The organism is Bacillus sp. CH_48, assembly GCF_038008465.1.
In the GTDB taxonomy this organism is placed as follows: domain Bacteria; phylum Bacillota; class Bacilli; order Bacillales; family Bacillaceae_G; genus Bacillus_A; species Bacillus_A thuringiensis_S.
In genome coordinates this window covers 4025230-4037820 of the sequence record NZ_JBBOZF010000001.1, presented here as the reverse complement: position 1 = coordinate 4037820, position 12591 = coordinate 4025230, and the positions used below count along the sequence as shown (strand labels likewise).

Here is a 12591-nt window from a genome sequence, read left to right as displayed (position 1 = left end):
TTATTTACCAATAGAAAATCCTTCGAACACTCTTCCACCATACTGTTCTAACGTCTTTTCTATAAAATGAATTAATTCATTTTTCTCTCCCGTTTTATAAAAATGATCAAAAGCGGCTACAAATTTGTTTGCATATTGCTCATCATACCTTCTTAGCACTCTAATGAACCATTTTGAACTCCCAAGCCACCTACCATTTACTCTTAATACATATTCATGTACTAAATCCGCTAATAGATTAGCGATAAACAATTCTTCTTCTCTTTTCGTTGCACCAATAAAGTCATCTAAAGTATCCGTAATAAAATATCGCTTCTGCTTAATCGTTTCTTCCGTCCATTTATCTGGTCCTTTATGTAGTAAACCATTCGCTTCTTTTTTTAATTTCTCAACAATTTCCTTTTCCCCTTTTAATGCAATCCCTTCTGAAACTAATTGTGGTAACGACGGTCTCCCTCGATCACAATCCATTTTGAAAAAGGTTTTATATGTTTCAAAATTATGAACAAACACCTCAACAGGCCATCCATTACTATAGAAAGATTCTCTATAACAAGAAGTTAAACTTTGATCGACTATTACAATATCAAGGTCAGATGTTTTCGTCGCTTCTCCTCGTGCAACGCTTCCGCCGAGTAAAGCTACATCACAATTCGGAAATTGTGATGTAATTATGTTTTGTGCTGCTTCAATTGGTTTCATAACCGTTCCTCTTTTCTTATTTCACTTTCTTTTTTTCAGCTCTTTCTCTCGCTTTTTTTATATAGCTTTCTGCATCTGGTGTTTTACATGATGTCGCACCGTGATCAACCTCTACTTTTCCAATTTCACGCGCAATTTCAATCGTTTGTCGCTCTAAGTCTTCATTACGAATTCCTATTGCGATTAAAGCACTATTCATCGCTTCTTTTTTTCTATTTTTTTCATTATGTATATTTTCTTTAATCTCTTCTAAGTACGGAGAGAAGAAATCATCATGTAACGCTTTATTTTTAATCGCTATATTTGCTAATAAAGACCAGCCAGCTCTTCCAATCCATTCATCATTAAACTTTGTCCACTCTTCCATTCTTTCTATTGCAATTGGCGAAGTACATATAGATGTCATAAGAACATCCATTAAACAGTAATAATCAACATCCTGAACCCAACTATTAAGCTGTTCTGTCGTTATTTTCTTCGGATCTAAAATATAAGTTGCTAATGTCATTGCGTCCATATTTTTTGTTTCCCACAATTCAACTGCTAAATCATGATCTTTTTTTAGCTTCTTTTTTAACAATTTTAAATTCGCAAAACTAACTCCGAATAGTGGCTCTTTCGCTCCGTGGTTTTTATACGTTTTACGATTTTGTTCTGTTCCATATTTCTCTAGTTGCTGCATTACTTCCTCAAGAAACATATACCCACCTCTTTATCTTTTATGTTGACTTTATACATGTATGCACGATATATTCTACATTACTTTTTGGTTTTCCTATATTTATTTTTAAAATACGGTATGTGAAATTTCTAAACATTACACAGCCACACCATCAAAAAACTGTACCAGTTAAACATACAGTTTTTTGATGGTCCTCTCTATCATTTGGTCTATCCCCTATTTTTCAACTAATTTTTTTACATCTGACCACTCTTCTATTGACCCTGCGTCCGGAAAAACTGTAACTACATTAAAATTCGCACCTTTTTCTTTCCCAATTTGTTTAGCAGCTAATAAATTCGCTGCCGCAGAAGTTCCTATTTTTATACCAGTATCTTTGTAAAAACGTGCCATTTCATACAGGGTATCTTCATATGAATAAGTCCATTGTTTTTCTATCAAATTTTCTTCCTGTTCTATGAAATGTTGTTTCCTTCCTAAGCCGAACCCACCTGATCCAGCATATTTCTTTAAATCATTTGGTGGTTGTTCCGAAGCATAAGGCAATTCAGCAGGCATTACTAAATGTAGTTCAACATTTTTTGTATAATTCTTTATTGCTGTATAGCCTCCCATTAGAGTTCCACCAGTACCAGCAGATGCTACCCATGCATGTATTGGTTTTCCAATCATTTGTGCAATAATTTCTCGCCCTGTACCTTCAATATGACTTACTATATTTGCATTATTATAATGTTGGAATAAAAAGTATAATTCTGGATTTTGTTTGCTAATCTCTATTGCCTTCTCAATTACTGCGTAAAACCCCTTACATTTATCAACTAAGATTACGTTAGCACCATAATATTTGAGTTTATTTAATAGAGATTGACCAGTTGCAGAACTTAACACTAACGTGCATTCAATCCCTAAACAATTACAAATACACCCAATTGACCTCGCTAAGCTTCCACCACTATACTCTAAAATATTTTGTTTTTTGTCCGCTTCTTGTAAATATTTATTAATCATTCCAAGTGCGGCCCTATCCTTAATTGATCCTGTAGGATTATGCCATTCACATTTAGCATAGATAGAAAGGTTCTTCGTTTCTTCGCATTCTAATTTCATGAGAGGTGTATTTCCAACATGTTTAGAAAACTCTTTAAAATGTTTTACTATCATACTTTTATACCTCCTTCATAAATTATGTTTATTACATTTGCTCTTAGCCAAAATCTTTCTACATTTTAATAACTCTCTCAATAAGATTTTCTTATATAAAAATCCCTACAAACACTGTAGGGATTTATGTCTAAATCATTTTGTTACACTCTATTTCATATAATAATAGTTTCTTTATTCAGATGCATTCATAAGCACAATTCTCCAACCATCTGGATCCTCTATTGTGGTTCCTTTCTCTATCCAATACGGGTTTTCTGGTTCCACCTCATGATAGCCCATATTACTTAATCGATTCACTATCTTTTCAATTTCACCTTTATTAGGCATATAAAAAACTAGTAAATTATCTTTTGTCGGTGCCGGACATGGACTTCCATTAACATGTGTAGTAAACTCCAAATGATATTCTTCATCTGGTAAACCAAACATAACCCCGTCATATCCTTCATGATTGTGAAATTCCCCTATACGTTTTAATCCTAATCCTGTTTCATAAAAACTTATCACTTCTTCAAATTTATCTGTTGGTCTTGCAATTCTAAATTGAACCCAATTCTTCATGCAAATCTCCTCCTTTTCATTTTCCAAAGCTTTATAGTAATTAGTATAGGTTACATATATTCCCTTTAACATCCCTCATTAGTGTGAGCTTCCTAAGTTGAAAGACCTATAAGTTAATAAACAATAGGACTTTCGTATAAAATTCATATAAAATTAGTTATATAAATGTAGAGATGAAATACAAGCTATTACGTATGAAATAGTTCTCCTTGCAGGGCCTTTATATACCGATCAGCAGATCTTTGTACAGCTTTATTTGCATCTTCCACCACACCATGAAATGCATTATATAGTCGACTAAATTGGATATCTTTTACTTTCTCTGCCATATCTCTAACTTTATTCGCTGGTAATGGAATAAGATTGGGATAACTATACATAAAACTTACCCATTTTTGATCCGAAACTACTTGTATAATATCACCTGATAACAAAATACCTTTCCCTTCATTACCGTCTTTCCAATGTATAACAGTCCCGCCCTTAAAATGGCCTCCTAAGCGATGTAATATAAGTTCTTCCGATAACAAAAGATGCTCCCCAGACCAAAATTTAATTTGCTTACTCGGACGAACCACCCACTCTTTATCATCTTCATGAATATAAATAGGTACATTGAATGTTTCTGCCCATTTAACTTGTGTAGAATAATAATGTGGATGAGAAAGTGCTATTGCTTGAATACCACCTAAATCATATATACGTTGTATCGTTTTATCATCTAAATAACTAATGCAATCCCACATAACATTTAGAGTTTTACTTTGTATTAAAAATGCTGTTTGTCCAATCGCAAATTTAGGTTTAGTAGTAATGCTATACAAACCGCTTTCTTCTTTTATTATTTCGTTTTTGTATAAATTGCTATTTTGCATTGTTTCTAATGTTGTCCATGACTGCCCAATTGGATTAACATATTGTCTTTCCTCATTACAAATTTTACAACGAGAAGGTGCTTCTTCATTTTCGGGATACTGTACTCCACATGTAGTACAAATATAATTATTCATATTCCCACTCCTTTTTTTTATGTAATTATTTCTTTACCAATATTTTAATAAAAAACAAAAATATTCGAATCAATAATTGGAACGAAAATGAAGTGATACGAAAGTATGATTCGTCTCCTTTCGTTTTAAGACTTTAGTCTAATTCCTATAAATTTTTTATTTCCTACTTCCAAGAAAATAGAGTTTTAATTTTATTAAAACTTTCTAATATATTTAATCCTTTAATCGTTAAAAGAAGGAGCAAATCTTCATAAAATAAACGAATAAATTAATAGTTTTTGTCAAAATTTTAACACAACAATACTTACTAACACACATCAGGGGGATATTAGGCTTAAATTAAGGAAAGATTTTAATAAAAAGCATTATAATGCTTTATGAAGGAATTACTGCATTAGGTGCTATTATGTTGTACGAGGTATTTAATATAGAAGTTTGTTGATAGAAATATCGAATCAATTAAATTTGATGATTGAAGAGTTTGTAACGAGAGATGAATATTGATTTCAAGCTTCATTTTAGGGGAAATAAACATCACAAACTACATGAATTAAAAAGTAGCCTTAAAGCAAAAGTCATATCCATGAAATGTTTAAATTCATATACAATTTTATACAACCACTTTTTTATAAAGCAAGAAAAGTGGTTGTATGTTTTAAAAAGTATTTTTTGTTACAAAATCATGCTACACATTTCATTAAACTACAACTACTCATTTTCTTTTTTCTTCTTTTGTTCCTCAGATGGCTCTTCTGTTGGATCTGGTTCTTGCTCATCCTTTTTGTTTAATTCATTATTTTTTTCCTCCTGTCTTTGTTCAGAAGGTTCCTCCGTTGGATCTGGCTCCTTTTCATCTTTTGGAGCTGGATTACAGCCAATTAATAATCCTACTGTAAATATGCTTGTCATTAATATTGAAAGCATTTTTTTATAATTCAATTAAAGCACCTCCTAAAATTAATATCCCTTGTATTGTTTCCAATTCACCATTCAATTTATCCAATCATTTGTGATGTTTCTTCCAAAATGACATTCCTTTAAAATCTTGCATACTTTTTGCCAAACTTTTTTACACTTGTAAAAAATTTTTTTTGCATTTCCCTACCTATAATTGCTAATATAGTAGAGTAGAACTTTTATAGAGAGAAGGAAAATTATGCACAATGGAATTCGAATGACAACTTTGGTAAAAAGGGCTATGTTGGTTTGTGCGGGGGTATTATTTACATACGAAGCCGCTTTAGGATCAGTACATACTGCTTTAGCTAGTACAGAGGATGAAGCAAAATCTGTTCAACTTGTAAGTGAGATTCAAACATCTCTTGCTCCGAAAGAGGCTCCAAAGCATTATAACGGACAAGTTAGAAAAGTCGCTTACTTAACATTTGATGACGGTCCCGGAAAATACACAGCTGAGCTTTTAGATATGTTAAAGAAAGAAAATGCAAAAGCAACATTCTTCCTAATTGGTTCAAACGTAAAAGCTTTCCCTGATCTTGTAAAACGCGAAGATGCTGAAGGCCACTACGTTGGGATGCACAGTATGACTCATAACTACAAGAAACTTTACACTGAAGGTCATTATGTAGATGAAATGAAGGAAGATCAAGGCTTAATCGCTGGTGTTTTAGGTAAATCACCAGTATTAACTCGCCCATCTTACGGATCAATGCCAGGATTAAACGAAGCTCTTCGCAACAAAGTTGTAGAAAATGGCTTAAAGGTTTGGGATTGGACAATTGATTCTTTAGACTGGAAATATAACAAAATGCAAGTTGATGCTGCATCTGCTAAAATTGTAGAGAACGTACTACATGGTGCTACAAATCCAACAGAAGTTATCCTTATGCATGATATTCATCCACAATCGGTAAAAGCAGTACCTGGAATTATTAAAGGACTGAAAGAAAAAGGATATGAATTAGAAGCATATAATGAGAACGAACACTTCCCATTAAACTTCTGGCATGATAATCGTATGTAATGAAAAGACTTGATTCCCTCTAGTAGGTTATCAAGTCTTTTTTATCGTTTTGGGAAATTTCTTTGTTGCTCTTCAATAAAAAGAATAATCTTTTCTCTGTCCTCTTGTGTAATACTTATAGAAAATTCGTACTCCTCTTCCTTACACCATGAAGGGGTAAGTTCCTGAGATAATCGGACTACAATTTGAAACTCATCTTCATTTTCCCCCATTAATTCAAACGCTATATTAGGCTCTATGAAATCTAGTTCGGTATATGTAGGATTCGGTAATGATTGAAACCATTTTTTCATACGCTGTAAGTCGAACGTTTGTAGAAAAGGATCCATCGTTTCAAAAACTTTATTTCCTTCTGACAGTTTCGCTTTTACTATTAGCCAATTTCTATCACACTCCTCTTTTGCATCTTTAAATTGGTATTTCACCACCTCTAAATGTAATGCTATTTTTTTATTTTGAAAATTCATAAATTTCTCCTCTTCTTGCTATAAAACTTTTACTTTATAAATTTGAAATTTATACGCCTTTCTTAACTTGTAAGACACTTTCTATCTCCCATTAATTTCAACTCTTAGATATAATGATTTTTATTTACTAATACATATGACTGATTTTAACATATCATCCTTTATACATTAAATAAATTTGATTTGCAATATAATCTGAACTAAAGTGAAGTCCATTCCTTATCCACCACATGATAATCCCTACCAAAGAGGCTGTTTTAATATCAACTGCAACGTAATCATCAGGTAAATTCTTTTTCGTATTCTCTCTTCTCGTTTCTATTAATTGCTTTAAAAATAAAAACAATTGCTCCTCAAATTGATTCATTTTAAATAATATAAATAAAAAATTTCGGTGAATATATAAATAATCTAGCAATTGTGTTAGCTTTTGTTTTTCTGATAAATCTTTTGCATGTATTAAATCAACAATTTTATTTGAATGCTCATTTAAAATTTCGCTAGTGATTTGGTCTAGTAAATCTTGAATATCTTGATAATGCAAATAAAATGTTGTTCGATTTAACCCTGCTTTTGTTGCGATTTTCTGAACCGTTAAGCTTGAAATAGTAGGATTCGCCAATTAGCAGGTGCTATTGGAACAGCAGTTATTATCACGGTGTATACAATTCAATCCACTTCACACATTTCACAGTTATCTAGTGAGAATGGAAATATATCAGCTATGCAAGTAACAAACTTATCTTCTATCTATAGCTCAAGTGATGCGTACGTATTTATGTTAGTCTTATCTATTGTGGCTTTAATTATTGCATGTTTCACGCCTAAAAAAGTAATAATCAAAGATACGAAAGTAAATCTTCAAACAAAAAATGATAATTAAAAATTAAGCACTTAAAAGATGGTTCCAGAATTGTACCGTATCCATCTTTTTAAGTGTTTATGCACCATAATTATAATCCTTAATTACTATTTGAAGAGATTGTATTTTAATAAATAATCCTTAGAATTCTTAATACGGAATAGCTTATAAGTACATATTAATTATAAGGAGTGATATATTTATGGATTTTCTTTCACCTGAATATTTGTCTGCCTTATTAGCAATTATCGTAATCGATTTAGTGTTAGCCGGAGATAACGCCATTGTAATTGGATTAGCAGCAAGACGATTACCGAAAGATCAACAAAAGAAAGTTATCATTTGGGGAACCGTTGGAGCAATTGCTATAAGAGCTCTTGCTACTTTAGTTGTCGTTTGGTTATTAAAAATACCAGGATTACTTTTAATTGGTGGTGTACTTCTTATATGGATTGCTTACAAATTAATTGCTGAAGGCAAAGACCATGATATTAAGGCAGAAGAAGGATTTTGGTCTGCTATTAAAACCATTATCATTGCTGATGCGTTAATGGGTATTGATAATGTACTCGCTGTTGCAGGAGCTGCGCATGGTAACTTTTCTTTAGTAATCATCGGGCTATTAGTTTCTATTCCTGTAGTCGTATGGGGCAGTACATTGATTTTAAAATGGGTAGATCGTTTTCCTGTCATCATTACGATTGGAGCAGCGGTTTTAGCTTATACTGCTGCAAAAATGATTGTAGATGAGAAATGGTTCGCTGGATTTTTCGAAAGTAACCCTTTCATTAAATGGGCATTTATCATTATGATCATTGTTGGTGTAGTGTTCTTCGGAAAAGCAAAACAAAAAGCAACAGCTAGTTCTGTCTAATAATGATGGTATATTTACAAATAAAAAGCGCTATTCATATGAATAGCGCCTTTTATTATTTAGCTTCCCCTTCCGGAGTCGTTTTTACCTTCGTTTTGTTTTTATCACGATTGTTATAGTTATACTTCGAACGATCTACTGGAGTGAATCCTTCCGGTGTGTAGAATCGTAATAAGTCACCATTTACGACTTGGTCAGAGTATTTTAGTGAGTTTTGAACCATTTGTTCATTTTTCTTTATTTCATCTGTAAATTCTACAGGTTTTCCAGTTGTTGTATCATAGTATTTGCCGTTTAGTGCAGTAACAGTTGGGCTTACGTAGTTACCGTTACGGAACGCAACGACTTGTTTATGCTCTGGTGATAATAAATCTGAACCGAATTGAACATAGTTTTTCGTATCTGTACCTAGTAAGTGTAATAACGTAGGAAGAACGTCAATTTCACCGCCGTATTGATGTTGTACGCCACCTTTCACTCCTGGTACACGAACGATTAAAGGCACACGTTGTAACTGTGCATTTTCAAATGAGTTCATTTCTTTACCCATTACTTTTGACATTGCTGCGTTATGATTATCTGAAATACCGTAATGGTCTCCGTACATAACGATAATTGAGTTATCATATAAACCAGATTGTTTCAAGTAATCGATGAAGCCTTTTACAGATTCATCTAAATAGCGTGCTGTTTGGAAGTACGTATCTACTGATGAATCACCTGTTGTTGCTGGTTCAATCGTTGCTTCTGCCTTATCAATTGGATAAGGGAAATGGTTCGATAACGTAATAAACTTCGTATAGAACGGTTGTTTCAACGTTTGTAATAACGGAATAGATTCATTAAAGAACGGTTTATCTTTTAATCCGTAATTTACTACGTCTTTTTCATTCATATCGTAGTATGACGCATCAAAGAATTTATTAAAACCAAATGATTTATAAATATCGTCACGGTTCCAGAATGTTTTGTAGTTACCGTGGAATACTGCTGATGTGTATCCTTGTTGTCCTAAAATAGCTGGTGCTGATTGATACGTATTATGAGATTTCGTTGTAAAGACAGAACCTTGCGGTAAACCAAACATTGAATTCTCTAACATAAACTCCGCATCAGATGTTTTCCCTTGTCCTGTTTGATGGAAGAAGTTATCAAAGTATAGCGTATTCGCATCTTTTGTAAATGAGTTTAAGAACGGTGTAACTTCTTGACCATTTAATTTGTAATCAATTAAGAAGTTTTGGAATGACTCTAAATGAATATAAATTACGTTCATTCCCTTTCCTTTACCGAAATACTCAGGATTTGGACTTGCATAAGTTGATGTTAAATAATTTCGTACTTCTGTCATATTATCGCCATCAGCTAATGCTCGTTCTGTCGATGCTTTCGCACTTTGAATTCCATCATAAATTGTGTAGTTGTATGCCCCTAAATATTTCACAATATAATTACGGTCAAACGTTCTTGTTAATAATTCAGGACGGTCAGACTCTGCAAGACCTAAATTAACACTGAATAATAAAATACCTGCTACAAATACTAGAGATACTTTATGCTTCGCAACACGAATTGGTTTTGGATTTGCAAATTTTGTTGCAACTAACACAATTAATATAATCGTGTCTAAGAAGTATAGTGGATCATAAAGATGTAGCAACGCAAGAATACTACCACCTAAATCTCCAAAGTTATTCGTTTGTGTTAATGTTGGGAACGTAATAAAGTCACTGAAAAAGCGATAGTAAACTACGTTTGCATATAAAAGAATCGACAATAACAAGTTGATAACAATTAACCAAATATAAGATCGCTTCCCTTTTGCAAATAATGCAAGTCCTAAAAATAGAACTGCTGAACTAAGCGGGTTAAAAAACAGCAAGAATTTTTGGATTGTGTTTGAAATTCCTAAATTAAATTCCGTTACATAGGCTGCATACGTTTTGAGCCACAATAAAATAACGGCAAACAGAAAGAATCCAAAATGATTGCTTAACACACTTTTGCTCTTTAATAAGAACTGTTTCATTTCTCCACCTCTTTTGATCATCCAAGGCTTATTTTTTATAAGTCTGTCTCTCTATTCGATTTTTCTTCTTCAAATAGATTTTTTTATTTAACTATATGAAGAATATTAGTAATTATAATTTGAAGCTTGTATTTATTCAACTATTTCTTTTTAAACATTTTGACCTTGGTTTCTATTTAATAAAATAAATTTGTAACATTTCCTGTTTTCTCCCAAGATTCATCCACTAATTATGACATCCCATACTATATACCTTTATAAACTCATTCGCAAACTATTCTATCTCCAATTTTGGTACATATTTCACATGACAAAATAATGTTATTTAATTATATTGCTCACCTTACATTCCCCTGCTTCAACTAAATCTTAAAGTCATTACATCTCTTCCATACATGAAAAATCCTCATGTTCACTAATATTATATTTGAATAATTATTCATTTGCCCCCACCAATGGTGTTATGTTTTCTCGACAAAAAAACTCGCTCTAAAAAGAGCGAGTTTTTTCATTATATATTATTGACCTTTGTACATTGCATCTACTTGTTTTTGAAGTTCTTCATTTTCTAAGTACTCATCGTAAGTTGCTTCTTTATCGATTACACCGTTTGGCGTTACTTCGATAATGCGGTTTGCAATTGTTTGTACGAACTGATGGTCATGAGATGTGAATAACATTGTACCTTTGAAAGCAATTAAACCATTGTTTAATGCAGTGATAGACTCAAGGTCTAAGTGGTTCGTTGGATCGTCAAGTGTGATTACGTTCGCACCACTTAACATCATTTTAGATAACATACAACGAACTTTTTCGCCTCCAGATAATACAGAAACGTTCTTCTTAACTTCTTCACCTGAGAATAACATACGGCCTAAGAAACCACGTAAGAAGCTTTCTGACTCATCTTGTGGAGAGAATTGGCGTAACCAATCAACTAAGTTGTAGTCATTGTTCTCAAAGTACTTAGAGTTATCTCTTGGGAAGTAAGATTGAGATGTTGTAACACCCCATTTGAATGAACCGCTATCTGGCTCCATTTCACCCATAAGGATTTTAAATAATGTTGTCATCGCAATATCGTTACGACCGATAAATGCAACTTTATCACCTTTATTTAAAGTGAAGTACACATTATCTAACACTTTTTCGCCATCAATTGTTTTAGAAAGACCTTCAACAGTTAATAAGTCATTTCCTATTTCACGCTCAGGTGTGAAGCCAACGAATGGGTAACGACGTGATGATGGTCTAATATCATCTAATGTAATTTTATCTAATAATTTTTTACGAGAAGTTGCTTGTTTCGCTTTAGATGCGTTTGAGCTAAAGCGTGCAATGAAGTTTTGTAACTCTTTTACTTTCTCTTCTTTTTTCTTATTAGCATCTTGTGTTAATTTTAAAGCTAACTGGCTTGACTCATACCAGAAGTCATAGTTACCAACATAAAGTTGAATTTTACCGAAATCAAGATCAGCCATGTGCGTACATACTTTATTTAAGAAGTGACGGTCATGGGATACAACGATTACTGTATTTTCAAAGTTCATTAAGAAGTTTTCTAACCATTGAATCGCTTTTAAGTCCAAGTGGTTGGTAGGCTCATCTAGTAATAGAATGTCAGGTTTACCGAATAATGCTTGAGCAAGTAATACTTTCACTTTCTCTGCACCAGTCAATTCTGATAATTTTTTGTCGTGAAGATCTTCACCAATACCAAGACCTTTTAGAAGGATTGCAGCTTCTGACTCAGCTTCCCAACCGTTAAGCTCAGCGAACTCACCTTCAAGTTCTGCAGCACGCATTCCATCTTCATCACTAAAGTCTTCTTTCATGTAAATAGCATTTTTCTCTTGCATTACTTTGTAAAGTTGCGTGTGACCCATAATTACTGTTTCTAATACTGGGAACTCTTCATATTCGAAGTGGTTCTGTTTTAATACTGCTAGACGCTCACCTGGCGTAATATGTATGTCACCTGTTGATGGTTCAATTTCTCCAGATAAAATCTTTAGAAATGTTGATTTACCAGCACCGTTTGCTCCGATTAAACCGTAGCAGTTACCTGGCGTGAATTTTATGTTAACATCTTCAAATAATTTGCGATCCGCGAAACGCAAACTAACGTTACTTACTGTAATCATTTGTGTCCTCCTACTAATACCGCTTATTTCAGCGTTTTCTCACCGATTGTCTTAAAAAATCGCATATTACGACTCAATTATTGTAGACTATAGCTATTATATAGTAGAA

The 12591-nt window shown here is 32.9% G+C and carries 12 protein-coding genes and 1 pseudogene; 3 read left to right on the top strand and 10 right to left on the bottom strand.

The window, feature by feature from the left end:
• From N2V92_RS20225 to N2V92_RS20200, 6 genes are all read right to left on the bottom strand, one after another.
• The gene (locus N2V92_RS20225) at positions 1 to 702 is read right to left on the bottom strand and encodes a nucleotidyltransferase domain-containing protein (protein ID WP_000802430.1); all 702 of its coding nucleotides are present in this window, start codon (positions 700 to 702) and stop codon (positions 1 to 3) included.
• Positions 703 to 718: 16 nt separating this feature from the next.
• Positions 719 to 1402: a DNA alkylation repair protein gene (locus N2V92_RS20220; RefSeq protein ID WP_000478213.1), complete on the bottom strand. Its 684-nt coding sequence runs from the start codon at positions 1400 to 1402 to the stop codon at positions 719 to 721.
• A 198-nt stretch (positions 1403 to 1600) separates the two neighbouring features.
• Positions 1601 to 2548, bottom strand: a complete 948-nt coding sequence (locus N2V92_RS20215) for a PLP-dependent cysteine synthase family protein (RefSeq protein ID WP_000635842.1) — start codon at positions 2546 to 2548, stop codon at positions 1601 to 1603.
• A gap of 174 nt (positions 2549 to 2722) precedes the next feature.
• The gene (locus N2V92_RS20210) at positions 2723 to 3112 is read right to left on the bottom strand and encodes a VOC family protein (protein WP_016077547.1); all 390 of its coding nucleotides are present in this window, start codon (positions 3110 to 3112) and stop codon (positions 2723 to 2725) included.
• A 188-nt stretch (positions 3113 to 3300) separates the two neighbouring features.
• Positions 3301 to 4122, bottom strand: coding sequence for a hypothetical protein (locus tag N2V92_RS20205; RefSeq protein ID WP_001067271.1), 822 nt, complete (start codon positions 4120 to 4122; stop codon positions 3301 to 3303).
• A 708-nt stretch (positions 4123 to 4830) separates the two neighbouring features.
• Positions 4831 to 5061, bottom strand: coding sequence for a hypothetical protein (locus tag N2V92_RS20200; RefSeq protein WP_001106986.1), 231 nt, complete (start codon positions 5059 to 5061; stop codon positions 4831 to 4833).
• A gap of 217 nt (positions 5062 to 5278) precedes the next feature.
• On the opposite strand from N2V92_RS20200, the gene N2V92_RS20195 reads away from it, so the two are divergent.
• Entirely contained in the window at positions 5279 to 6106 is an 828-nt protein-coding gene (locus N2V92_RS20195; protein WP_000551449.1) for a peptidoglycan-N-acetylglucosamine deacetylase, read from the top strand.
• Positions 6107 to 6147: 41 nt separating this feature from the next.
• Here N2V92_RS20195 and N2V92_RS20190 read toward each other — a convergent pair whose 3' ends face one another.
• Together N2V92_RS20190 and N2V92_RS20185 are read right to left on the bottom strand one after the other, a co-directional pair.
• The gene (locus N2V92_RS20190) at positions 6148 to 6573 is read right to left on the bottom strand and encodes a WapI family immunity protein (RefSeq protein ID WP_016077545.1); all 426 of its coding nucleotides are present in this window, start codon (positions 6571 to 6573) and stop codon (positions 6148 to 6150) included.
• A gap of 154 nt (positions 6574 to 6727) precedes the next feature.
• A pseudogene (locus tag N2V92_RS20185) lies at positions 6728 to 7189 on the bottom strand (TetR/AcrR family transcriptional regulator); the annotation flags it as partial.
• A 42-nt stretch (positions 7190 to 7231) separates the two neighbouring features.
• On the opposite strand from N2V92_RS20185, the gene N2V92_RS20180 reads away from it, so the two are divergent.
• Complete coding sequence (locus N2V92_RS20180; protein WP_000288051.1) at positions 7232 to 7456, top strand: hypothetical protein; 225 nt, start codon at positions 7232 to 7234, stop codon at positions 7454 to 7456.
• 181 nt (positions 7457 to 7637) lie between these two features.
• On the top strand, positions 7638 to 8309 hold the full coding sequence (locus N2V92_RS20175; protein WP_000346946.1) for a TerC family protein: 672 nt from the start codon (positions 7638 to 7640) through the stop codon (positions 8307 to 8309).
• 55 nt (positions 8310 to 8364) lie between these two features.
• Here the strand turns inward: N2V92_RS20175 and N2V92_RS20170 are convergent, their stop codons facing one another.
• Complete coding sequence (locus N2V92_RS20170; RefSeq protein WP_000808776.1) at positions 8365 to 10338, bottom strand: LTA synthase family protein; 1974 nt, start codon at positions 10336 to 10338, stop codon at positions 8365 to 8367.
• A gap of 518 nt (positions 10339 to 10856) precedes the next feature.
• The gene (locus N2V92_RS20165; protein WP_016077543.1) at positions 10857 to 12482 is read right to left on the bottom strand and encodes an ABC-F family ATP-binding cassette domain-containing protein; all 1626 of its coding nucleotides are present in this window, start codon (positions 12480 to 12482) and stop codon (positions 10857 to 10859) included.
• Between the last annotated feature and the right edge of the window lie 109 nt (positions 12483 to 12591).